Origin of the sequence: Alkalimonas cellulosilytica (assembly GCF_036325985.1) — a bacterium.
GTDB lineage: Bacteria > Pseudomonadota > Gammaproteobacteria > Enterobacterales > Alteromonadaceae > Alkalimonas > Alkalimonas cellulosilytica.
In genome coordinates this window covers 32,105-54,719 of sequence record NZ_JAUHLI010000020.1, presented here as the reverse complement: position 1 = coordinate 54,719, position 22,615 = coordinate 32,105, and the positions used below count along the sequence as shown (strand labels likewise).

The window sequence follows — 22,615 nt, the reverse complement described above, 5'->3', positions numbered from 1 at the left end:
GGATTACCACTATTTTGATGAACCGGCTTTGTATCGGCAGCAGGATTAAATGGGCTTTTCCAAAACTCAAGCAACATGCCAATGCGGTGAGGTTGCCTTTCGTTTCGGGCCGAGAGGCACGGATGACATTTTCCAAGCATGGATATTGTTGGCTACAAACTAGACAGGAAGAAAAACTGGGTACGATATACGATTTCCCACTTTTTACCCATTCAAGTGTTTTCAAAATTTTCACCCAAGAAGAAAGTACATAAGTCACTTTTCTCTTTAGAGTACAAAGATGTATTGATGCCACCACTCAAGCAGTGTAATCTGCAGTACATTTGCAGTATTTTGAGGGCATTTGATGGCGGTAACAAAAACGGCAACGCTTACCATTAGGGTCGATCCCGATTTAAAAGAAGCCCTTCGAACTGCAGCTCAAGCAGAACACAGATCTATTGCCAATATGATAGAAGTTATGATTCGAGAGCATTGTCTGAAAAACAAAATAGCCATCGGTCAGCCCAGTGAATCAAATCAACGTAGGGAACGTTAAGCATGATTAAGACAGTAAAACAGGCATGTCGTTTTAATCCTGTCATTCAGGATTACCGGATGAGTCAGGGAATTGAGAACCTGGCTGACCTTATTTATGACGCTGGTGATGGTAGAGATTTCTTCTCTCGTAACTATGTTACTCACGGTATGGAGCAGCTATTCCGCGAAGGTATGCTGCGGCTGTCTGGTAAGTCTGATCAAGCGGTATTTGAACTAACACAAGCAATGGGTGGCGGTAAAACCCACATGATGATCGCGCTTGGCTTATTGGCAAAGCATGCTCATTTGCGCCCTGAAGTGTTGCCAAGTGAGTTGAATCAACGTCTTTCATTTGGCAATGCGCGGATTGCCGCGTTTAACGGTCGTAACAACCCAGATAATTATATTTGGGGTGAAATTGCCTCACAGCTTGGCGAATCTGAAAAAATAAAGCCGCACTGGGTAAATGGCCCTAAAGCTGTTGATCAGCAAAAATGGAAAGAGATTATTGGTGATAAACCAACTCTTATCATGATTGACGAGCTGCCGCCTTATCTGGATGTTGCCAGTACGCAAGTATTGGGTTCTGGCACGCTGGCTAATATGGTGGTTTATAGCTTAAGTAGCTTAATGAGTGCGGCACTGGAATTACCTAACTGCTGTATTGTTATTGCTAACCTTTCCGGCAGTTATAACGCTCAAACTAAAGCACTTAAAGAAGCTATCTCAAATCTTCAGCAAGAGACGCGTAGGCAGTCAATGACCATTACACCGGTACAGTTATCGGGTAATGAAATTTATGAGATCCTGAAAAAGCGGCTGATTGACGAGTTGCCTGATGAGCAAACCATCAGCGACATCGCTGAAGAGTATGCTCAGCAAATTAAAAAAGCGGAAGATAGCGGCTACATCATTGCTTCAAGCATTGAACAAATTGCCGATCAGGTAAGAGAAACCTACCCGTTCCATCCGTCGTTTAAACATTTAGTTGCTTTGTTTAAAGAAAACGAGGGCTTCAGGCAAACTCGTGGCTTAATGCAATTCACCGCCCGTTTGCTAAAAAGCGTGGCGCAACGAAAAGGCGATGATGTATTCCTGATTGGTACTCAGCATCTCGATCTGAACGACGAACAGGTCAAAGATGAAATTGAGCGTATATCATCTAAACTCCTCCCTGCGGTAACTCGTGATATTGCTGACAAAGGCGATGCAATCGCTGAAAATATTGATAGTGAGCTTAGTAACGATGCGGCCAGCCAGTTGATGACGCTTTTGCTGTCATCATCGTTATCTCGAGCTGTAGGTGGCCGAATCGGTTTATCTGAAAGTGAGATAGTCGAGTTTCTTGCTGCGCCCAATCGTAAGCCAGATGAATTTATTGCCGCCTTACAAAAACTGAGAGAGCAGGCGTGGTACCTTCATCGCGAAGATCAGCGTTTTTACATTAAAGAAACAGAGAACCTGTCGCGTCAGATTGAAAGAAACGCAAGGGACATACCTCAGACCAAAATTGATGACGCCCTAAAAAATAGACTCAAAGGCATTCTGCAGCCAGATCGCCGTAATGTGTATCAGGAAGTACAAATTTTACCACGCATTGATGACCTTAAACTGACAGGTCCGCGTGTGCTTATTGTTGTTAAACCTTATGGAAAAGTACCGTCCAGTGAGCTGAGCAACTTCTTCGAGTTCCAACAAGAAAAGAACAACCTTTTGGTACTTACTGGCCAAGACAGCATGATGGCAGATGCTGTAGAAGAACGCTTACGGGAATTATACGCTATTGAGCAGATTGCTGGTCGTTTAAAGCAAGGGGATACCTTGTACGAAGAAGCCAGGGATAGGAAAGAAGAAGCTGAAGGGCGTTTTATAAAAGCGTTATCTGCTGCTTATAACACGATTTGGTTCCCTGGTATCGAACCAATGGATGGATCCGAACGCCTGCTTAAAGTGACCTTGGATCAAGGTTTAAAAGTAGGGCAAGGCGATCAATCGGCAGAAACGCAAATTGAAAAGTTAATGGCAGATCCCAGAGCAAACTATAAACTGGCAGCAGATTTAAAAGATAAATTCAGTGAATATTTCGCGCTGGCTGAGGCTGAATTATGGCCTGAAGGGGCGAACAACCGCAGAATACCCTGGCGTGACGTTGCTAATCGGGCCAAATGCAATCCGGGCTGGCCCTGGATGCCAGGTAGCAGCGGTATGGATACCCTCAAGAATGAAGCCTTAAAACAAGGCCGCTGGCGCCTAGGTGAAGACGGCTACATTGAAAAAGGGCCGTTTCCAAAAGATAAAACTAGCGTCAACGTTACGCTTATCGGCAACAACACTGAATCCGGTGAGACAATCTTAAGCCTTACCCCTCGCAATGCAGGGGAAAGTCCGGTAATTCACTATTCAACTAAATCTGATGTTTTGGATACCGATCCTAAAGTCGATGATTTTGAGAGCTTCACTACAACGGAAGCCACACTGTATTTTAAAGTGGCAGACCCAACCGGTAAGTATGAGGTGGGGCCGGTCACACGCTGGCTTGCTGATTTAAAAATACGACATCAGGTAGAGCCCTCGGCTGATAAACGTAAAGTTACGTTACAATGCACACCTAAAGCTGAAATATATTACACCTTGGATGGCTCCAATCCGAAGGATGGCGAGCTTTATAGTCAGCCGTTTGAAATCGGTTCGGCTGCTACGCGCTTATTGGTATATGCGAAAGCTGGTGAAGCCACAAAAACAGCTGATTTCCAAATTCAGCATAGCGGTGACAAGACGGTCCATATTGACGATACCAAGCCAGCAAGTTTAGCAAGCACCAAGAAAGTGCCACTGGATACCACAGACAAGGTATTTAAGGTGATTAACCGCTTTAAAGACCAGGCTAACACCCATTTTAAAGGTGTACGGATTGAGCTGGGTGAAGGTGAAAACACGGTAAGTATTCGTTTTGGTGAGCGCCAAATTACAGCTGCCATGATTGAAGCAACAATTAACAATTTGCGTGATGTAATAAAAGAAGCCGATGCCAATGTATCTATCGCAATAAAAGATGGTGTCGATTTTGAAAATGGCTTTGAAGCGAGAGAGTTTGCCAAATTAGTGGGTATAGAGCTTAAGCCTGGCGACATTACTCAACATGAGTAACCGCAAAAAACTGAGGACAGAAGTATGGTTAAGCCACAGCACAATACTCCCAATACAGTGAATAAACATCCAACACTGGGTTTCGGTGTGCCTGCTACCAGTGATCCTCATCACTTTAAAGTGATTATTCCAAAGGCTAACTCTGGCAAGGTACAAATTAATGAGTATCTTGGATTGCAAGCGCAAAGCCAAGAATCTGCGGTAATCGAACGTGTGGTATTAGACCGAACACGTTGGACAGAAATCCGTGCCGAAGTGCAACGGGCATTTAATGCTCGGTTAAAAAGCTACAACCTTAAAACCAGTGCATGGCAGGTAGGGGAAAATGTGGTTGACCGTTTACTGGGCAAAGAGCTTTGTGTGCTGGCCTGGGCGGTTGAAGACATGGATGTTGGAAATATCTCTTTAGCTGTTCGCAACTGGCTAGCGCTCAGGCCAGAAGAACGTTGGTGGTTATTCGCCATGACAGCAAAAAGTACTGGTACGGTTGAGGATAGAGACGTTGGTTGGCGTATTGCGTTGCGCCATGCATTAGGCGATATAGTTCAATCTGAACAGCAAGAACTTAGTCAACCTAGCAGTAGCGTTTATATAAAGCACCAGTCCAAGAAGAGTGAGATACAAACGCCGTCAGCTGACTATGGTGCAGAGACACCTGTCAGCGATGAGATAGTATTACCGCAGGAACCCGATACTGAAGAGTCGTTGCTAACGTGTGAAGCTTCCCAGCCTGAACATATAGAAGCGCAGTCTGATAATGAAGCCACTGTATCTATCGAAGCTGATGGTGCCTTATTCCTATTTGAAGCGAAGCTAGCTAAAGCGGTAGGTCTCCCAATTGGTAACAACCATAGTCCGGAATTTCTGGTAAAAAAAGGTTCTACAGCCAATATTGCTCTAGCAAAATCGTTACGACCAGCCATACGAGATTTACGCCAGCAGCTGCTTGAAGATGATGTGCTGATTATAGATGGCGAGGTATACAGCTTCACAAAAGATTATTTATTTAAAAGCCCCAGTGCAGCGGCTTGTGTAATTGCCGGCAACCCACGTAGTGGCATGGATGCTTGGCGTGATTTTCATGGGCGCAGTTTAAAAGAGCTAGGTTACGGCAAAAAGAGCTAGTACCAACTAGTACATATTGCAGAACATCCAGAATACTTACTTAAAGCAGGCTTTGATAAGGAATAATACAAAGCGTGTCGGAGAACATTATAAATGGCAGAACCCATTCCATACGCGCTAAAAGACGCGCCTACACTTATTGAAGCTGCATATCCAGCCCAAAAAATTTCATTCGAAGCCCAAACTGAACGTAAAGCAGTTGGCGCTCAGACATTGACTGGTCTAGGTTCTTATTGGAAAGGGCGTAAGCCACTCATTTTAGTTCGTTCAATTATATTGGGGTGTCTTTTACCGCAGACAGAAGATACTGAAAAGGACCTAGAAATATTTGAAATGCTGATGGGCTTTGATATCGAAAGCCTTGCAAAACGAGCCCTTATCCAAAATGAAATTAAACCAGCAGACATTGCGGCTAGAGTTAATCTACCTAATCCTTGGGATTATTTTAGCCACAACGTAAAAGAGACAGATGAAAACTTTAACGAAATTGATACTCTGAAGTTCCCAATTAACAGCGATGGTCTTGGATTAAAGCTGCGTTGGCGCCGTGATATCAAAGAAACTGAAAAAATTGAAGTTTTTAGAATGTTTTTGGAAACAATAGATGGTTACGAGGCAAAAGCTAAATTATGTAAAAGGCCGGAAGAGGTAGAACAAGACTGGCTTTATCAACACATATGGCCACAAGTAAATGACCATCTGAAAAGATTTGGCATTAAAGCCAGGTCAATTCAAGAAATAATTGAGCAGTTAGGTTTGCTCCGCTATGGACGTCGCCCCAAAATTGGAGACACATTCAGCGGTGGAGGTTCAATACCATTTGAAGCTGCAAGATTGGGATGTGATGCGATAGCCTCTGACTTGAATCCAGTTGCTTGCACATTAACTTGGGGGGCATTTAACATAGTTGGAGGTGGAACAGATGCATTCCAAGAATTATCAAAAGAACAAGAGAGAATCAGCCTAATAATGGAAGAGCGCATCTCCAAATTAGGGTTGGAAAGCGACGCTCACGGCAATAAAGCTAAAGCATATCTATACTGCCTTGAAACGAAATGCCCTGAAACTGGATGGATGGTACCACTTTCACCTTCATGGGTTATTTCAACTAAACGTAATGTTGCAGCAGTGCTAACGCCCAATTATCAAGAAAAAAGATTTAACATTGAAGTTAAATCGGGTTTAACCAATCACCAAATTGAATATGCCAAGAAAGGAACGGTTCAAGATGGCTGCATGGTTTACGAACTGGATGGTAAAGTTTATCGCACACCGATTAAAACAATTCGTGGTGAACACAAAGATAATGAAGGAAATACAAAAAATAACCTCAGGCACTGGAATAAAACAGATGTGGCGCCTCTAAAAGAGGATGTATTTCAAGAGCGACTATACGCAATTCAATGGTTTGATAAAGATTCGCTCGACGAAAGCAGACCATCCAGTTTTTTTGCTAGCGTAACTCAGGCAGATCTAGATAGAGAAAAGATTGCCTTTGATTATGTTCAAAGAAATATTGAACACTGGCAGAGTTCAGGGTTGATGCCAGATATGGAAATTGAAATGGGCATCGAAACAGAGGGACCGATCCGAACCAATGGATGGTGTTACTGGCATCACCTAATGATGCCTAGAGCAATAATCGAAGCTGTCTGGTTGAAAGAAATAGCAGGGAATAGTCGATGGCTTCCATTTTGGTTATTTCGATTTGTCGATAACAACACTAAGTCATGTCGATGGAAAGTTTCTCAGTCTGGTGGTGATGGTGGGGCGCTTTCTACTTACGATGATCAAGCTCTTAATACGTTTTTCAATTGGGCAAATAGATCTTTTAATGTCACCCCTTGGCGGATAAAGCCCGCTAGAATTTCACTTAACACGGGTTCTTCAAAAATAATTTGTAAAAGTGCGCCAGAAGTATCTGAGACTGCCGATTGTTTTATAACTGACCCCCCATATGCCGATGCAGTGCATTATCATGAAATTACTGAGCTTTTTATTTCTTGGTTGAGGACGAATCTACCTGCAGAGTTCGATAGTTGGACTTGGGATTCCCGGCGTGCATTAGCTATCAAAGGTTCTGGTGATGACTTTAGAAAGGGAATGATAGCCGCTTACAAGGCTATGGCAGACCACATGCCGTTTAATGGTATGCAGTGTGTGATGTTTACCCACCAAGATACTGGTGTTTGGTCAGATATGATAGGAATTTTTTGGGCTGCGGGATTACAGGTCGTTGGTGCCTGGTATATAGCGACTGAGACAACAAGAGAACAAAAGAAGGGAGCCTATGTCCAAGGCACGGTAATACTGATGCTGCGCAAGCGACCTGCCGGTGAAAACCAAGGCTTTAAACAGCGTTTGCTGCCTGCAGTGAGGGCCGAGGTAAAACGCCAGATTGAGACCATGATGCACCTTAATGATGAAGTGAAGGACAAGTTAGGCGAGCCTGTCTTTAACGATTCTGACCTGCAAATGGCGGGTTATGCGGCGGCACTTAAGGTGCTGACATCCTATACCCATATTGGCGGTGAGGACGTGACTAGCTTTGCACTTCGGCCACGTACCAAGGGCGAAGTAACAGTTGTTGACGAAATTGTGCAACAAGCCGCTGAGGCTGCAAACAGCCTGTTGGTGCCAGAAGGGTTATCTGCCGACACCTGGCAAAAAATAAACGGCATTCAGCGTTTCTATTTACGCATGATGGATATTGAAACCACCGGTGCTGCTAAGCTCGACAACTACCAAAACTTCGCCAAAGCCTTCCGCGTGGCTGATTATAGCCGGGTTATGGGCAATATGGCGGCGAACAAAGCGCAGCTAAAACAAGTTCGTGAGTTTGCGCCGCGTGATTTAAGCGATAGCACTGAGATTGGGGTTACCTGGCTTGGCCATTTAATTATTGGCTTGCAGCAAATACTCAATGAAAAAGAGCCACAAACTGTGATTAGCCAGTTGCAAGCCGACTTACCGGACTTTATGGAAGTTCGGCCAATCTTGATTGATATGCTTAGCTTTATTGAAAAGAAGGTCCCTGAACAAGCTACACGCGATGCGGCTGAAGTGCTTGGGGCTCGTTTAAAGAATATGCGCGCTTTGGGTGAATGAGCCAGGTGTATCAATGATCAGATCTAGCGCTATTAACTGAGCAATGGCCAAGGATGGAGACCCAACACTAATGAGTATTCGTCGATTTTCATCACGCACTCACAGTCTGGATAGTAGCTTTTTACTGCAGCACCTAAAAGGTGCTCGCAGTTACAAGCGGATTGCGGGGTACTTTACCAGCTCGTTATTTGAAGTTGCCAACGAGCTTATCGAGTCTATTCCTAACGTAAAAATCGTTTGTAATGTTGATATCCACCCAGATGATTTAAAAGTTGCGCAGCTTCGCGAATCTAAAATGATTGGCCGCTGGAATGAGCGGGATATTGAAGCCGAAAGCTTGCTCAACCGTGACCGTTATCGTCGTTTGGATAGCTTCCTGGCAAAGCACGGCCAGGCTATTCGGGTAGCGCCAGATAGTATTTGTGGCTTTTTACACGGCAAAGCAGGGGTTATTGAGCTAGCTGATGGTAAAAAGATTGGTTTTATTGGTTCCATGAATGAAACCAGTAATGGCTGGCAGCGCCATTATGAAATCCTCTGGGAAGACGAATCGCCAGAGGGCGTGCAGTGGATTGAGCAAGAGTTTGATTTTTTGTGGAATGCGGCTAAGCCCTTACCTGAAGCAGTTATCCGAGAGGTAAAACGACGTGGCTACCGTCGCGAAGTGTTGTTTGAAGAGATTATTGAAGATGACGATATCGCGCCAGCTGCACTGATTGAATCTCCACTTTATCGGCAAGGCTTTTCATTACAGCCCTGGCAACAAGGGTTTGTGAGTGAATGTGTGCGGCATTACCATAACCATGGCATCGTGCGCTTATTGATAGCCGATGAAGTGGGGTTAGGTAAAACCCTGGCGATGGCAACGGCTGCCTTATCACTTTGCTTACTAAGTGACAAAGAGCATAAAAAACGTAAACCTGTCATTATTTTTGCCCCTGCAACGCTATGTGAGCAGTGGCAAGTTGAGATGATTGATAAGTTGGGTATTCCCTGTGCCCGCTGGCAAACTCAGAAAAAAGTTTGGCTAGATCCGGAAGAGCGAATTATCTCCCCCGCAGGCCAGGAGCAAATCGCTAAATGTCCGTTGCGAGTGGGAATAGTGTCCACAGGCCTGATGATGCGGGATTCATTGGAAAAACGGCATTTATTGGGCTTACGCTATGGCGTTGCTATCCTTGATGAAGCGCACAAGGCACGCAGCCGGCAAGGTTTTGGCAAAGACGCTGGCACTCATAATGAATTACTCGCTTTTATGCGCGATATTGCCGCATGCTCAGACCACGTTATTTTAGGCACCGCAACCCCAATTCAAACGAAGCCCGAAGACCTATGGGATCTCGTCGGTATTTTGCATCAAGGTGCCGGGAATTTCGTTTTAGGTAACGATTTTTCGAAATGGCACCGTTCAAAAGAAGTGCTGCCTATTCTCTCAGGTGAACAGCGCGTAACGGATCCAGGTTTTGCCTGGGAGTTATTGCGCTCGCCACTGCCAGTAGTTGACTCATCTAACGAAAGATATGCCCGCCGTTTATTTAGCGCTATTCGCCAAGATCTGGAACTAAAAGATCAGAATGGTAGATGGGATATCAAAAACTCACTATCAGACTTATCAGAAGATTCGTTTGAATACCTTGAAGAAGAGCTAGATAGGGACATTGCAGGAGCTAGCTTCTTTCAGCGTGAAAATCCGTTTATTCGTCATATCGTGTTAAGGAAGCGGGTAACCCTGGAAGATGCCGGTTTATTACCACGCATTGGTGTGGATGTTCATCCAGATAGGCAGCTTTCCAGAGTAGAGCACCAGTTTAATAGCTTATTTGAGGGTAAAGCGTTACGTACCAGCGAAGATTTCAGGCAGGCTTACGCAGAGGCTAGGCACTTTGGTAAGGCCCTGGCACAAAGTGGCAAGGGCAGCGGCTTTATGAAAAACTTGATGGAACAACGTATTTGCTCAAGCATCACCGCTGGCTTAAACACGGCTAGAGCGCTCTTGGAAGGGCGTACGGTTGAAGAAGAAAGCGATGATGAACTGATTGAGGTTAAAGCTGAATCATCAGCGGAGAAAGCCGTTTTACAGCGAATGATCGCTAGGCTTGAACATATTGAGGAAGATCCAAAGCTCAATGCCATTATTCATTATCTTGAGAAAGAGCAGTGGTTGAAGTTCGGCGTGATTATCTTTAGCCAATACTACGATACCGCCAAGTGGATTTCAGACTCCTTAGCCGCGCGCTATCCAAATCAGGCAGTAGGGCTTTATGCGGGTGCCGGGCGAAGCCGCCTGTATCAGCAAGGTGAAAGCGTTAATATTGAGCGTGAAACCCTTAAGCGTATGGTTGCAGAGCACCAATTGGAGATCATGGTAGCCACAGATGCAGCATGTGAAGGTTTAAACCTGCAGACATTAGGTACACTGATTAACGTTGATTTGCCTTGGAACCCGACCAAGTTAGAGCAACGCATTGGCCGCATTAAGCGTTTTGGCCAAGTGCGCGATAAAGTCGATATGTTGAATCTTGTAAACGAACAAACCGTTGATGAAAAGGTTTACGAAAAACTCTCAGAGCGGATGCAAGACCGGTATAACTTATTTGGCTCATTGCCTGACACCATTAAAGACGAGTGGATTGAAGATATTGAAACCATGGGCGAAAAAATGGATGAGTACATAAACGCCCAAAAGCAGGCAAATGGCTTTGATTTGCGCTACACCGACACTATGTCACCTTCTGAGAAAGATTGGCGGGATTGCTCCAACGTGCTATCCAGGCGTGACTTTACGCAATTGATGACCACAGGTTGGAGTGAAAACAAATGAGCGCTGGAAAAATGATTACTTATGATCAACTGATGTCGCCGCTACTGAAAGCTCTCTTTAGTTTGGGTGGGTCTGGCAGTATTGACGAAATTTATGAAGCAGTTGTTGAGCAAGAAAACTTTGATGAACAAACATTGGCTGTTCTACATAATCCAGAGAAGAGTAGCCAAACTGAGATCCACTACCGTTTAGCCTGGGCACGAACTTACTTAAAAAAAGCAGGCTACCTGGAAAACTCATCCAGAGGTGTGTGGGCTTTAACAGATAAAGCCAAGCAAATAAGTGAAATTGATAGCCGAGAGATAGTTAACTTTGTTCGCTCGCTGGATAAGCAAAGCCAGCAAATTAAGGCTGATGCAGTTGAACCTGGTAATTCATTTGTTGAACCGCCAGAAGAGGTTTTGGCCTGGCGAGAGCAGTTACATCATATTCTTATTGAAGAAATGAGCCCTGATGCTTTTGAAAGGCTTACCCAGCGGATGTTACGGGAATCAGGTTTTGTGCATGTAGAGGTAACTGGCAGAACTGGAGATGGAGGCATTGATGGTAAGGGTATCGCACGAATAAATGGCCTGATGAGCTTTCATATTGCTTTTCAGTGCAAAAAGTATAAAGGCTCCGTTGGTGCACCTGAAATCAGGAATTTTCGGGGTGCTATTGTTGGGCGAGCAGATCGCGGTATGTTTATCACCACAGGAAGTTTCACCAAGGCAGCCATTGAAGAGGCAAATCGCGATGGTGCCGCGCCTATAGATCTTGTTGATGGCGATCAGCTCGCAGATAAGCTTAAAGAGCTGGCGCTAGGCATCAAAACAGAGCTGGTTGAAAAGGTAACGGTTGAACCTGGCTGGTTTTTGAATTTGTAATTATGGTTTGTTTTGTAAATTTAGCGCACCGAAAAAAGATTATGTAGCGTTTTGAAGAGCCCGGCCACTTTAGTAGTAACTGGCCATGGCTGGTAAATTCTTCCAATCATTTAGGCGTGATTAATTGAATTAAAAAGCTGGATAGATTCAGGGATCGATTTAAATCGATAGGAATTTTTTATCGACTTATTACCCTGATGGTTTTAGGTTGCATTGATATTTATATCTTTATGATATTTTAAGGTTTGGAAGGTTCTGCTTTATTCTTTTGAGTACAATTTAGTTCAGAAGAGCGAATAATTAAATTAAAAAAAGTATTTTTTCATTTTTTGAAATCATTGGGTTTTCCATGCACAGTACTCATGAGTTTAACTGTAAGGAGAATCGTTCAATGAATTTAATTCGTATTAATCAGGTATTACAAATTGTCGGCGTGAGCCGCTCGCACTGGTATGCGTTGATTAAAAATGGTCAGGCGCCAAAACCGGTTAAATTGTCTGAGCGGGTAGCCGTTTGGGTGAGAGAGGAAGTGCTGGATTGGATCCAGAGTAAAGTAGCCGAGCGCGAGCAACGTTAGCCAGCTCGACTCTGCTTTAGGTGTTGCAAAGCAGCAAGAATTCGTTAGTTTTGTAACACCTAAAGCACCACCGAGCCATCTGATTGGCTGCAAGCCTTGCAGGTATTGGCAGTTCGACTGCTGACCTGGAAGTCGAACTGGTTCTGACTGCGAACGATAGTTTGATTCCGTTTTATTGCTGTCTGATACCGATTTACGGTAGATTGATTCTGTTTTGTGAGCTATGATTGCTTTTATTCGGTAATAAAGTTCCGGTGGCAGGGTGAAGAAGCTTACGTTGCAGTTGTTCAATCAGGGACGGTGGTGGGATGCAGCCGAACTCAACTTTCTGGGTGATGATCTCAGCAGTCCTGTTCGGCTGAGCTATCTGAGCGCGTATATTCGTGATGCGGCCAAGTACGACACCGTTGACAGTTGGGCTTGTTCAGTCAACGCACCGGTTAGCATCTTGCCTGTCGATTACCCTGGTTGGCCTTCGTTGCTGGACGACTTGTTGCCGGTTGGCAAATCACGTGACTGGTGGCTGAATTATCTTGATGTCAGCCGACAGAGTATTTTTTCGCAAAACTTCGCTTTACTAACCCATGCCTGCACGGCACCTATTGGTAATCTTCGCATTAAAGAGTCCGTTGCTTTAGCAAGTGGAGTCAACCAAAAAGCCTTTCCTCTCGATGCCGTTGTGGCGCTGCAACACGATTTTTTGGAGTATGCCAATGAGCACGGCGCTGCGGTTGGCGGTGCGACCGGGGCTGTTGGGGTTGCACCAAAGCTGCTGTTAATGGTGAGCGGCCAGTCGGTATACATCGATGCAGATTTTGCTGGCAAACCCCTAAACGCCATTCCATATTTGACCAAGTTTGCCCGCAATCAGCGCACTGCCCGTGATAATCATATTTTACAGGCCGAAGGTGCATTTTACCGCATTCTGGCCGAGGTTTTACAAGGGACTGAGATTGCCAGCCTGGATGCAAGCCGGATGATGATGCTGGAACATGAAGGCCAAACCAGCTTGTGGCTTCCACGCTTTGATGTTGTGGTTGAGGAGGGCAAAACGGTTCGGCTGGGTATGGAAAGCATTTACTCAATGCTGAATGCCGGCCCTGGCAGTTATCAAAACCATTTTGCGGTGATGGACGCTATTTGGTCGAAAATAAGCCACTGTACCAGCATGTCGTCGGTTGATTTTGCCAAACAGTATCTGGCCAGGGATTTTCTGAATGTGATGTTTGGTAATTCCGACAACCATGGTCGCAACATCTCATTTTTGAAATCTCAGGGCGATATCCGGTTTGCTCCCATTTATGATTTTGCGCCGATGAAAGCGGATCCTGAAAACATCACGCGGCTTTTTAAGTGGGGCGAGCATTTTGAAATGGCTGGTGTTGTTCGATTTGACAAAGTGGTCCAGCAGTTAGCGCATTATGGCTCTCCGTCAGAGCTGCTGGATTTTTTAAACATGCTCAGTAAGCCCTTATTGCGTTTACCTGAGTTACTGCAGCAGCATGGGTGCCCATCTGAAATTATCAACTTTCCGGCCCTTGGTTTTTCTCGTGTGCATGAAAAGCTAATTGAATTGGGGGTGCAGCATGACAAGCTCGTCAGCTGAGCAACGGCTGGAGTTAATCCATGACATTGAAACGGCGATTGAGGCTGGGTCCCTTTCGCTGGGTGAGGCCATTCGGCGCATTCGTACCGAGCTGTATGGCATGACTCAAACGCAATACGCAGCGTACACCAAGGTGTCGGATAAAACGCTCAGAGACATTGAAAGAGGTCAGACGGATCCACGTTTGTCCGTACTAGCGAAGCTATTGGCTCCGGGTGGTTTTAAACTAAGCGCCCGCTTTGTGCCACGCAGAGTTGTTTAACCGCTTGAAAAAAGTGATGGTTATGATGAAACATTTGTTGATTGTCGACCTGGAAGCCACTTGCTGGGATGGTGATGTGCCTGGCCTTAATCGTCGTCAAACGGTTGAGGATATGGAAGTCATTGAGTTTGGCTGCGTAGTGGCAGAGCCCGATGGCACGGTGTTGGATGCTCAGTCGTTTCTGGTGCGCCCAGTGTTACGGCCACAGCTCAGTGCCTTTTGCACCCAGTTAACCGGAATTACGCAGCAGCAAGTAGCTGTCGCGCCAGTCTATGCGGAGGTGGTTCAAGCCGTAGATGCATGGCTTGCCGCGTATGAGCCGGTGTGCTGGGCGTCCTGGGGCGATTACGATCGCCATCAGCTGGATGCTGAGCGTCAACACCACGGTTGTGCACCGGCTTTTATGGGATTACCGCACAAAAACCTGAAGCAATTGTGGCGTGAGGGCAGGGCAGCTAAACGCCGCTCTGGTTTGCAAGCTGCATTGGCTTTTCATGGGCTTGCCTTTGAAGGCCGTCATCATCGTGGCATCGACGATGCACGCAATATGGCTCGGTTGCTTCCGTGGATCCCTTGTAATACGTTAGGCTTCAATAACAGTACGGTAAGCGGCATAAGTAAAAAATAGATGTTGGCTATATAGCAAACATTGTTGTTTTTTACTATAATGTTCGCCAATAAGCGAATATTGTGGGGCGGGTATGGCAAGCAGAATTGAAATTGGCAAAGCACTTCGCGCCAAAAGAACTGAGCTTGGTTATACACAACTGGCTTTATCTAAACTTACCGGCATTCACAAATCAACCATATCCGAAATTGAAAATGGCCGCTTTAGCGGATCTTTTGATATCTTTGAGCGTTTGCTTGATGCGTTGGGCTTGACCTTTGAAGTCGAGCATAAAACCCATCGTCTTCCGGATTGGGACGATTTGGATACCTTGTTCAATGAGGATGAAACATGACCAGTCCAGAAAGTACAGCGCTGCAATTGCCCGCGGTTTAAGAGCTTCGATTAAGCACTCTGTTGCAACGGTTCATGCAACCACAGCGGCCAGAAAACCATATCGTCACGATCGCAAGAAAAAATATGAGTAACGGGTTGATATCGGTAGCACTGAAATACCAGTTGAGCGGGGGAGAGCATGAGTGATACCTGGATTGTCGATCTGCGCCACTATCTCAATGAGTATGGCGCCATTGCCATAAGCTCAGGCCCTGGTTTGCGATTGGCAGAGTACTTTACTGCGATCACGCAAGAAACGACGGGAGATCCCTATGGGGAACAACTGTACCCCAAGGTTCCTTGTCGCAGGCGACCCAACCGTAAGCCGTGTGTTGGTGAAATTGCCAGCTATATTGATCCAGACGATCAACAGATTGTTTGGATTTGCCCTGTCTGTGGTGACAATGGCACGATATCAGGCTGGCAGGGCACGCTGTGGGACCTTACCCAAGCTGACACTACTGCACACTAGGTTGGCGTGAACACACAAAAGCCAAACCATCACTTTTTTCGAGCCCGCAGTTTTTCTTGCGAATGAACAGCTAAATGAGTTAAGTGTTGAAGCAATTGGCAACGAATAAAACGTTGCGCGATATTGTAAAAATCCAGACGGTTCCTCGCTTGTTGGTGTTAACGAGGCTATAGGGTTCTCGGTCTTGAGCTGAATGGCGGCTCGAAAATGTGCTCACGCAATATAGTGAAAGTTATAAACTGAGAAGTAGCTTTGTATCATGCAGCGGTTGTTCAACCGCTCGAAAAAAGTGATGGTTTATGGCCCAATACCTGCTGGGCTGTTGATGTGCTTGTCCTGAATCGTCGCCAAAGTGTTATTGGATTTCAAAGGCTTGTTCGCATATTAGCGAACCTATCTACGCTAGCATGAATTAACGCATAGGGAGTGAATGATGGAAAAAATGCTATGGCTTGTCCCATTATTGGTGGCCACTGTAGGCTTAGTTTTATTGCTGCGAAAGCATGTCAAAACCAAGCATGGTGACTAACGGTGCTGGTTGCCGCCTGTGCGGCGCAATAATGCACACTTGATACTTTGTATCCATGACCTGACAAGTTTGTTAGGGCAGGCTGGCTGCAAAGCGGCTGTCATACTTCCCGTGCTCACGAACCTCACTGTTTTAAGGCTGATGCCCATGATCAAAGCCAAACTGGCCTGCTTTATCCCTGTAACTACCATTGCTCTATGGATGCTCTGGTTTTGCTATCTGTCCTGGATAGAGTCAGAGCCAAGCCTCAGTCTGTTGTACCTTAGCCTTGCCAGCACGGGTTTCACCCTGCAAGTTTTAGGGTACTATGCCTACCTGCGCTACTATGTTCCTAAAAACCAACACAGTGTGCTGTATGCCATTTTGTATACTATGGTGTATGGCGTTGTGTTTTTGCGGTCACGTTCTACGAAATAAGCATCACTTTTTCTGAGTTCAGGTCACCAAGGAGGTTGCATGCTGTCATCCATGCTGTGGTTGTTGCCTATGGCATTGCTTACAGTTGGTCTGCTGTGGGTTGTGCAGTCATGTTCTAAAGATAAATAGCAACCAGAAGGCGGCTTCATCCTTTGGTGCCTGTCAGAAAGTGCTTGGTACTTAAAGGCGTTGCCTTAAGCCTTGATGGCAAAGTAAGCCTTGTCACGCTTTAAAACAAGGAGGCTGTTTGCGGGGGCTGCTGCCGGCTAAACTGAAACAAAGACTCCAGAGTTTTAATGCCAATGCCGGGTACTTTTGCCAGCTGGTTGAGCTGGCAAATACTGCCTTCCTCCAGTACGTTCTTTATCGCTTCCAGTCGCTTGATACTAATTGACGTTTGCTGCTTAAGAGCCTGCAGGCTATGGTTCGTAAATAAAGCTGCCAACTGATCGTACAAATCATCTTTAGCGCAAGGGTCGTAGCAATAAATGTGCACTGGGATCTCTGCGGCCATTGGCAGCAAATGTTCTTGCATCTTTTGCAAAACCTGATCTGCTGGCAAGCCGCCTTTATCTGCCCCTAACAAAGGCAGGGCGATGCTGGTAATGCCGCGTTGTCGATAAGAGCTTGCAAGGTTTTCAAGCCCTTGTGTGACATAGGACCAATGCGATGGCTGCTTCCAGCTGTTTTTGGTTGGAAAGTTTAAAACGAAACGCTCCGGCCCCTTGTAAAGCCAGAGCTTACCCGGGGTGAGCAGTCCATCCGAGCACAATTGTTGGTAGCGTGCGAACATCTCGGGGTAGCGAAAGCGGCATTCCAGTGCGATGCCGGCTCCCATTACACCCTCGCAATTGACGGTATTGACCAACGTTTGTGCATTGCTGGTAAAAATATTTCCTGTGATTACATCTAGGCTCATGCGTAGGCTCTCTGGTAGGTTTGATAAAAAAATGCATCCGGGTTCATGTGCGTAGCCAACCCATAATCGGTTTCCAGCTGCGCAAGCAGGTTTGGGTTGGCAACCTCAGCAGCCACAATGGCTTTAAGCGGAATGCGGTTGTGCACTAAAACTTCAGCCCCCCGAGCTACAGAGCCATTCTGAAAGTCTTTCCAATACGTGGCCTGAATCACAGGCCAGTCGATGATAGCAGCACAGACACCAGGCGCAAACCGCTCGCAATTAGCGGCGACATTGTAACGTGACGTGACGCATTGCTTCGGGTCCATCTTGGTTAAATCAATTTTCAGCCAAACCAGTCGGGCATGCTCCATTCGGCGGCAAAACATCATGGGGTTGCGTTGAGTAACAAAAGTAGGCACGAAATCGTGCACAGGCCGGCCCAATACCCGTTTGGCATGGCGGCGCTGTTGCGCCGTCGCCAGCGAAATGTCGGTATAAGCAACCTGCTGTTTGCTCAATTCATTTTTGCATAAAATGCCGTGCCCACCGAAAAAAATGGAGGGTAAATTATCCACCATTGTCAAATGCCAGCTATGGCTCAGTAAAGGCAGCGATTGTGAATGATTGTAGGCTTGCATAGCACCTCCGGCATGACGACGGGTGCTAGGTTAGCCCACCTAAATGCAGCAAGGTGGCTTCACAAGTTTGTATTAAAGTTCGTACAGCTGGTGCAGCTCATTCAAGGCGTGCCGCTGTTTCAAACGGCTTTGCGGATCAAACACCACAACGGTGTTTTGCTTCATCGACATCACCTGGTGCCAGCTGCCTGAAGCTTTGTGTTTTAGCCGTTGTTTAATACTGGGCTGCTGCACGGTTTTCTGTGCATTTTGGGGTGGGTTGTTGTTCGGCTCTGCTGCTTCATCGGCTTGCTCAAACCAGCCAGCTTTTTGTGCATAAAGCCGAAGTGCCGGCAACATGCCCCCCTGAATGGCAGTACCCGAATGTCGTTTTTTTAGAATTTCCGACGCCTCGGCAACAGGCAAATGTTCTGCAATGCTGTTGCTGACAGGCAAAACCACCGCCGTTTCATGTTTGGCACGGGTCATCGCCACATAAAAGTTGCAGCGCTCAGACTCATGCATCGTCGCTGAGCGACCCCAGTGTTCATCGCATAACACCACCACGTAGTCGTACTCCATGCCTTTGTGATAATGAGTGCTGCCAAGTACCAGCTTGTGATTGGCCGAGGCTGTGCTATTGTCATACTTTTCATTCAGCTTTGCTGCCAGGATCGCCAGCGGTTTTCGCATTCGCTGGCACATATGCAATACAACCTGGTAATGCGTGATCAGTTCTTCTGAGCCCTCCTCACTCAAAATGCTGTTTTCCGCAATACGTTCGAATAGCTGTGTTTCCCGGTAGTAAGCGGCAAGGGTTTTGGCACCGCAGGTGGTCTCCACGGGCAACTGCAAGGCCAACTTTACATGACCCAAGACTTTCGCTGCAGGGCCACCTTGTTGGGCAAGCAGCCCATCCACGACTTGGCGCAGTTGCTCTTTCGCAGCATTGGCAAGCATCCTGGCAAGATGCTGCTTGTCTTGCTTCGAAATTGGCTGTTGAGGTTGGCTTAACAGACTGCTCAAATGCTGCTGCCGCTCTTGCTTTGTTAACCGATCCCAATCCTCACTTTGCAGTGCGCTCAAGGCTTGTACCAAAGCAAATGCCTTGTCATTGCTCAGCTTGTAATCCTTCTTAATGTTGTAGGGAATGGCACGAAAGCGAAGGGCCCACTGCAATGGATCCAAATGGCTCCAAAGTCGTGCAATCACAGCAATACGTGCATTTGGATACTTTTTTTGCAAAGCCGTAATTTTATCCAGCACCGTGTTGATTGTGTTTTGAGTGGGATGAAGCAGCAAAGGTGTCGGGGTATCCAGTTGGCTGACGGTGACCATGGAATGGCGGATACAGTTTTTCTGGATCAAGGCTTGTGCCACCATCGCTTGATGGTGGCCAAACCGAAAGGTGTTGCTTAAGGTAAACACCTGGCGTTTTAAATGCGGTATCTCGAAGCTCAATAACGCTTCCGGAACGGCCTCACGCCATTCGTAGAGCGACTGATCAACATCTCCCACCATAATCGCCGTGTGTGCATGCTGGCAAAGTAAGCGAAACAGCTCAAACTGAATGGGGTTTAAATCCTGGGCTTCATCCACCATCACCACACCGTATGCGGGCGCGCCATCCTGACGCAGTTGCTTGGCATAGCAATGCAGCCAGTCCTCATAAAAAAGAACCGACTCTTGCCGGCGAAGCCGTTCAAAAGCATGGTAAGCACGCTTAAGCGGATGATTGGAAGCGACTTCGGTGGCAACCTGAGCTTTGACGCTATCGATTAAACGGCCCAGATCCCGCATATCGGCACTTGAAAGATGGCTCTCTTTCAGGGCTTGTCGCATCATTTTATTTTTCAGAGCAGTATTGTCAGTGCCCGTATCAAGCTGCTCTTGAAGCTCAAATTTCAGAGCCTTGTAAGCCAACGAATGAAAAGTGGCGACATCTACAGCGGGGGTATTTGTCTTTTCCAGCCGCTCTTTAAGCTCAATACTAACGCTGCGATTGAAGCACAGCATTAGTTTTTTTTCACCTGGATTATTGGCCTGTTGCACATACTGCAACAGGGTAGTGGTCTTCCCAGTGCCTGGGCCTGCAAATACCGTAGCAAAGCCATTACGGAATTGAAAAATCGCTTTTTGCTCATCGGTTGGGGTAAACAAGGCAATCACCACTTCAAAAAAATAATGAGCCCACCATATCACGGAGGTTTTAGGAGGCAAACCAACACAAACTTGTTGCCGTCACCGACAAGTTTGTCTACCACCCGTTAATCAACTCAGCAGCCATAATAGCGCCTCCGACCATGATGTTGACACAGGAGCTTTATGACTACTTTTTTTATCAGCCGTCACCCGGGTGCCATTCAATGGGTCAACCAGCAAGGGATCACGATTGATCGCTTTGAAGCCCATCTGCACCTGGACGATGTTGCTGCAGGCGATACCGTGGTGGGTACTTTACCCATTCCAATGGTCTTTGCACTGTCGCAAAAAGGCGTGCGTTATTTGCACCTGAGTGTTGAGCTGCCTTCCAGTTTGCGAGGTCAGGAGCTTAGTGCAGAGCAGATGACGGCACTAGGTGCCAGCCTGCAAGCCTACAATGTTGAGGCTTTGTAGTCATGGCAAGGCTTCGGCAGTATGTGATGGGGTACGATATCGGATGCAACCGCCGAAGACGGCGGGCACTTCGTATCTTGCGACCTTGTGCCGATCTGTACCAGGACTCGGTGTTTGACTGTCGTTTAACCGCTGATGAAGCCGATGCTATCCAACAAAGTCTGACCGAACATTTAGACGAGCAGGATGCATTGTTTTGCATTGCCCTGCCAGAAGCGACCCAAAGTTGGCAACTTGGGACTGGCCTTGAGCCTTTAACCGCAGGGTTGCTGGTCATCGAGTAAGAGAGCGCGTATGAGCACGGTGGTGATTGAAAAATACGACATCAGCTTGGAATACAGCACCGACTGCTTGGTGATCCGCTCACCTGATGCTCCCGTGCGCACCTTGCCGCTTCGGCGGATTAGCAAAGTAGTCTGTTTGCATAATGTTCAGCTTACCACGCAATTGCTTGGGCAGTTGCACCAACGTGGCATCGATTTCATCGTGCTCAATAGCCGTTACGTGAAGCATAGTTTTGCCTTGTATGCTGAAACGCATCAGGCCGCATTTCGCCGTTGCCAGCAATACCATTGGCAACTTGACCCTGGCAGCCGTTTGGTGTTGGCGCAGGCGCTCTGCCGCCATAAATTCATGCAATCTTTGCGGGCCGTGCCGGAGCAGACAGGCTCGTTTCGCGGACAATTTGAAATGGCGCTGGAGCGGCTACCCCTTTGTGGCAATGAAGAGCAGCTCCGGGGGCTGGAGGGCAGTGTGCAGCGTGGTATGTTTCGCTACTGGCGTCAGCAGCTTGATCCCAAATGGGGATTTGAACAGCGTTTACGCCGGCCGCCACCCGATCCGGTCAATGCCTTGTTATCTTTTGCTTACACCCTGGTGCACCATGAAGCTATCCGGCAGGCGAAACGCTTTGGCCTTGATCCGGATCTCGGGTTTTACCACCGGCTGGCTTACAGTCGCCAATCTCTGGCCTGTGATCTTATGGAACCACTTCGCCCGCAAGTGGAAGGCTGGATAGTGAACCTATTGCAGCAGGATGCTTTGACGCTTCGCCATTTTCGAACGAACAAAGACGCGGGCTGCTTGTTGGGCAAAGAAGGGCGCTTGGTATTTTATGACTTGTTTGAACAAAAGCTACCGCAGTGGCGACGATCCCTTGGCGCACATGCCCGCTGGCTTGGCAAAGTGATGCGGCAGCACCCAACCACGGGTTTAGAAGTAGTGGCATGAATAAACCAGAGCATTGGTACCTGATAGCATACGATATCCGCGATAAAAAGCGGCTGCAGCGCCTTTACAAATTTCTGCAGCGGCATTGCCTGGCTTTGCAGGAGTCGGTTTTAATGTTTCATGGCAAAAAAGATCAATGGCAACAGCTTCGTCAAGACATTCGTAAGCGGATAAAAATCAGCGAGGACGATGTACGGGTGTACCGCCTTCCACCAGGGGTTGGCATTGAATTTACCGGGCAACTGCCCTGGGCGGATGATGTCTTTTTTGGCGGCTACCCACCTTTTACACACAAAACACTTCCTGGTAGTTGAACCACTGGGTAGGCATGGTATAGTAGTTTTGCTCTTTGACAATATGCAGGAAAAAGCCAGTTAACTGGTCAAAAATCAATCAATTTTTTTCCTGTTGGAACTGGTTGTTTTTTATAAAGAAAAAAATAGCTTAGAGTCCAACAGTTGCCCCGACTTTTGAGGGGATTAAGACAAAAAGTTCGTGGTACTATGCGCTTGGATCATTGGTCCAACAGTTGCCCCGACTTTTGAGGGGATTAAGACTTTTCAAAGACCTCGGGGCCGAACATGCTGGGTCCAACAGTTGCCCCGACTTTTGAGGGGATTAAGACCTACTACCACGACCATTGCGCGCTAGCCTTGCTGTCCAACAGTTGCCCCGACTTTTGAGGGGATTAAGACCCAGCAGCGATTCCTATTACTAACTTATTCATAACGTCCAACAGTTGCCCCGACTTTTGAGGGGATTAAGACCCTTGCTGGATGAATTTTTCAACGGCCAGCGT

21 protein-coding genes and 1 CRISPR repeat array (1 of these 22 only partly in view) are annotated in these 22,615 nt (G+C 46.7%); of the genes, 18 read left to right on the top strand and 3 right to left on the bottom strand.

Translation table 11 applies throughout. The features are described from left to right. From QWY20_RS16450 to QWY20_RS16385, 14 genes are all read left to right on the top strand, one after another. Window positions 1–254, top strand: a 254-nt coding sequence (locus QWY20_RS16450) for a hypothetical protein (RefSeq protein ID WP_330130099.1), incomplete at its 5' end; no start/stop codon positions are given. Between the two features lie 92 nt (window positions 255–346). After that, window positions 347–538 (top strand): ribbon-helix-helix protein, CopG family, encoded by a 192-nt coding sequence (locus tag QWY20_RS16445; protein ID WP_330130098.1) that lies wholly within the window; start codon window positions 347–349, stop codon window positions 536–538. A gap of 2 nt (window positions 539–540) precedes the next feature. Further along, window positions 541–3,666 carry an anti-phage-associated DUF499 domain-containing protein gene (locus QWY20_RS16440; protein ID WP_330130097.1) on the top strand — a complete coding sequence of 1,042 codons (3,126 nt, stop codon included), beginning with the start codon at window positions 541–543 and terminating at the stop codon, window positions 3,664–3,666. 24 nt (window positions 3,667–3,690) lie between these two features. Continuing rightward, a complete protein-coding gene (locus tag QWY20_RS16435; RefSeq protein WP_330130096.1) occupies window positions 3,691–4,791 on the top strand; it encodes an anti-phage-associated DUF3780 domain-containing protein in 1,101 nt (366 codons plus the stop codon). A gap of 93 nt (window positions 4,792–4,884) precedes the next feature. After that, the gene (locus tag QWY20_RS16430; protein WP_330130095.1) at window positions 4,885–7,899 is read left to right on the top strand and encodes an anti-phage-associated DUF1156 domain-containing protein; all 3,015 of its coding nucleotides are present in this window, start codon (window positions 4,885–4,887) and stop codon (window positions 7,897–7,899) included. Between the two features lie 70 nt (window positions 7,900–7,969). Further along, window positions 7,970–10,720, top strand: a complete 2,751-nt coding sequence (locus tag QWY20_RS16425) for a phospholipase D-like domain-containing anti-phage protein (protein WP_330130094.1) — start codon at window positions 7,970–7,972, stop codon at window positions 10,718–10,720. Further along, complete coding sequence (locus QWY20_RS16420; RefSeq protein ID WP_330130093.1) at window positions 10,717–11,586, top strand: restriction endonuclease; 870 nt, start codon at window positions 10,717–10,719, stop codon at window positions 11,584–11,586. Before QWY20_RS16425 ends, QWY20_RS16420 begins: the two co-directional genes overlap by 4 nt. Window positions 11,587–11,977: 391 nt before the next feature. Continuing rightward, window positions 11,978–12,163, top strand: a complete 186-nt coding sequence (locus QWY20_RS16415; protein ID WP_330130092.1) for a helix-turn-helix transcriptional regulator — start codon at window positions 11,978–11,980, stop codon at window positions 12,161–12,163. A gap of 262 nt (window positions 12,164–12,425) precedes the next feature. Next, window positions 12,426–13,769, top strand: coding sequence for a type II toxin-antitoxin system HipA family toxin (locus QWY20_RS16410; RefSeq protein WP_330130091.1), 1,344 nt, complete (start codon window positions 12,426–12,428; stop codon window positions 13,767–13,769). Further along, complete coding sequence (locus QWY20_RS16405) at window positions 13,750–14,031, top strand: helix-turn-helix transcriptional regulator (protein ID WP_330089170.1); 282 nt, start codon at window positions 13,750–13,752, stop codon at window positions 14,029–14,031. The genes QWY20_RS16410 and QWY20_RS16405 overlap by 20 nt, the downstream gene beginning before the upstream one ends. A 22-nt stretch (window positions 14,032–14,053) precedes the next feature. Next, window positions 14,054–14,659: a 3'-5' exonuclease gene (locus QWY20_RS16400; protein WP_330130090.1), complete on the top strand. Its 606-nt coding sequence runs from the start codon at window positions 14,054–14,056 to the stop codon at window positions 14,657–14,659. Window positions 14,660–14,732: 73 nt separating this feature from the next. Next, the gene (locus QWY20_RS16395) at window positions 14,733–14,993 is read left to right on the top strand and encodes a helix-turn-helix domain-containing protein (protein WP_330130089.1); all 261 of its coding nucleotides are present in this window, start codon (window positions 14,733–14,735) and stop codon (window positions 14,991–14,993) included. Between the two features lie 180 nt (window positions 14,994–15,173). After that, window positions 15,174–15,506, top strand: coding sequence for a hypothetical protein (locus QWY20_RS16390; RefSeq protein WP_330130088.1), 333 nt, complete (start codon window positions 15,174–15,176; stop codon window positions 15,504–15,506). Window positions 15,507–16,182: 676 nt separating this feature from the next. Beyond that, the gene (locus QWY20_RS16385; protein WP_330130087.1) at window positions 16,183–16,452 is read left to right on the top strand and encodes a hypothetical protein; all 270 of its coding nucleotides are present in this window, start codon (window positions 16,183–16,185) and stop codon (window positions 16,450–16,452) included. A gap of 229 nt (window positions 16,453–16,681) precedes the next feature. Here QWY20_RS16385 and QWY20_RS16380 read toward each other — a convergent pair whose 3' ends face one another. The 3 genes from QWY20_RS16380 to QWY20_RS16370 all read right to left on the bottom strand — a co-directional run bounded on the left by QWY20_RS16380 (window position 16,682) and on the right by QWY20_RS16370 (window position 20,130). Further along, complete coding sequence (locus QWY20_RS16380; protein ID WP_330130086.1) at window positions 16,682–17,371, bottom strand: macro domain-containing protein; 690 nt, start codon at window positions 17,369–17,371, stop codon at window positions 16,682–16,684. Next, window positions 17,368–17,991, bottom strand: coding sequence for a DUF4433 domain-containing protein (locus QWY20_RS16375; protein WP_330130085.1), 624 nt, complete (start codon window positions 17,989–17,991; stop codon window positions 17,368–17,370). Before QWY20_RS16375 ends, QWY20_RS16380 begins: the two co-directional genes overlap by 4 nt. A 72-nt stretch (window positions 17,992–18,063) precedes the next feature. After that, on the bottom strand, window positions 18,064–20,130 hold the full coding sequence (locus QWY20_RS16370; protein ID WP_330130084.1) for an ATP-dependent helicase: 2,067 nt from the start codon (window positions 20,128–20,130) through the stop codon (window positions 18,064–18,066). A gap of 165 nt (window positions 20,131–20,295) precedes the next feature. Between QWY20_RS16370 and csx16 the strand changes: the two genes are divergently transcribed. The 4 genes from csx16 to cas2 are packed head-to-tail and all read left to right on the top strand — an operon-like array spanning window position 20,296 to window position 22,130. Further along, the gene (csx16, locus tag QWY20_RS16365; protein WP_330130083.1) at window positions 20,296–20,586 is read left to right on the top strand and encodes a CRISPR-associated protein Csx16; all 291 of its coding nucleotides are present in this window, start codon (window positions 20,296–20,298) and stop codon (window positions 20,584–20,586) included. Between the two features lie 2 nt (window positions 20,587–20,588). After that, window positions 20,589–20,870: a hypothetical protein gene (locus tag QWY20_RS16360; RefSeq protein WP_330130081.1), complete on the top strand. Its 282-nt coding sequence runs from the start codon at window positions 20,589–20,591 to the stop codon at window positions 20,868–20,870. A 10-nt stretch (window positions 20,871–20,880) separates the two neighbouring features. Continuing rightward, on the top strand, window positions 20,881–21,816 hold the full coding sequence (cas1, locus tag QWY20_RS16355) for a CRISPR-associated endonuclease Cas1 (RefSeq protein ID WP_330130080.1): 936 nt from the start codon (window positions 20,881–20,883) through the stop codon (window positions 21,814–21,816). Next, complete coding sequence (gene cas2 / locus QWY20_RS16350) at window positions 21,813–22,130, top strand: CRISPR-associated endonuclease Cas2 (protein WP_330130079.1); 318 nt, start codon at window positions 21,813–21,815, stop codon at window positions 22,128–22,130. The genes cas1 and cas2 overlap by 4 nt, the downstream gene beginning before the upstream one ends. A 135-nt stretch (window positions 22,131–22,265) precedes the next feature. Then, window positions 22,266–22,615: direct repeats of the CRISPR family, unit length 37 nt; unit sequence GTCCAACAGTTGCCCCGACTTTTGAGGGGATTAAGAC; it runs 1,918 nt beyond the window's last position.

Excerpts from the sequence above, each read along its gene's own strand:
- QWY20_RS16445 (WP_330130098.1), top strand. The coding sequence starts at position 347 with ATGGCGGTAACAAAAACGGCAACGCTTACCATTAGGGTCGATCCCGAT.
- QWY20_RS16440 (WP_330130097.1), top strand. The coding sequence starts at position 541 with ATGATTAAGACAGTAAAACAGGCATGTCGTTTTAATCCTGTCATTCAG.
- QWY20_RS16435 (WP_330130096.1), top strand. The coding sequence starts at position 3,691 with ATGGTTAAGCCACAGCACAATACTCCCAATACAGTGAATAAACATCCA.
- QWY20_RS16430 (WP_330130095.1), top strand. The coding sequence starts at position 4,885 with ATGGCAGAACCCATTCCATACGCGCTAAAAGACGCGCCTACACTTATT.
- QWY20_RS16425 (WP_330130094.1), top strand. The coding sequence starts at position 7,970 with ATGAGTATTCGTCGATTTTCATCACGCACTCACAGTCTGGATAGTAGC.
- QWY20_RS16420 (WP_330130093.1), top strand. The coding sequence starts at position 10,717 with ATGAGCGCTGGAAAAATGATTACTTATGATCAACTGATGTCGCCGCTA.
- QWY20_RS16415 (WP_330130092.1), top strand. The coding sequence starts at position 11,978 with ATGAATTTAATTCGTATTAATCAGGTATTACAAATTGTCGGCGTGAGC.
- QWY20_RS16405 (WP_330089170.1), top strand. The coding sequence starts at position 13,750 with ATGACAAGCTCGTCAGCTGAGCAACGGCTGGAGTTAATCCATGACATT.
- QWY20_RS16400 (WP_330130090.1), top strand. The coding sequence starts at position 14,054 with ATGATGAAACATTTGTTGATTGTCGACCTGGAAGCCACTTGCTGGGAT.
- QWY20_RS16395 (WP_330130089.1), top strand. The coding sequence starts at position 14,733 with ATGGCAAGCAGAATTGAAATTGGCAAAGCACTTCGCGCCAAAAGAACT.
- QWY20_RS16390 (WP_330130088.1), top strand. The coding sequence starts at position 15,174 with ATGAGTGATACCTGGATTGTCGATCTGCGCCACTATCTCAATGAGTAT.
- QWY20_RS16385 (WP_330130087.1), top strand. The coding sequence starts at position 16,183 with ATGATCAAAGCCAAACTGGCCTGCTTTATCCCTGTAACTACCATTGCT.
- QWY20_RS16380 (WP_330130086.1), bottom strand. The coding sequence starts at position 17,371 with ATGAGCCTAGATGTAATCACAGGAAATATTTTTACCAGCAATGCACAA.
- QWY20_RS16375 (WP_330130085.1), bottom strand. The coding sequence starts at position 17,991 with ATGCAAGCCTACAATCATTCACAATCGCTGCCTTTACTGAGCCATAGC.
- csx16 (WP_330130083.1), top strand. The coding sequence starts at position 20,296 with ATGACTACTTTTTTTATCAGCCGTCACCCGGGTGCCATTCAATGGGTC.
- QWY20_RS16360 (WP_330130081.1), top strand. The coding sequence starts at position 20,589 with ATGGCAAGGCTTCGGCAGTATGTGATGGGGTACGATATCGGATGCAAC.
- cas1 (WP_330130080.1), top strand. The coding sequence starts at position 20,881 with ATGAGCACGGTGGTGATTGAAAAATACGACATCAGCTTGGAATACAGC.
- cas2 (WP_330130079.1), top strand. The coding sequence starts at position 21,813 with ATGAATAAACCAGAGCATTGGTACCTGATAGCATACGATATCCGCGAT.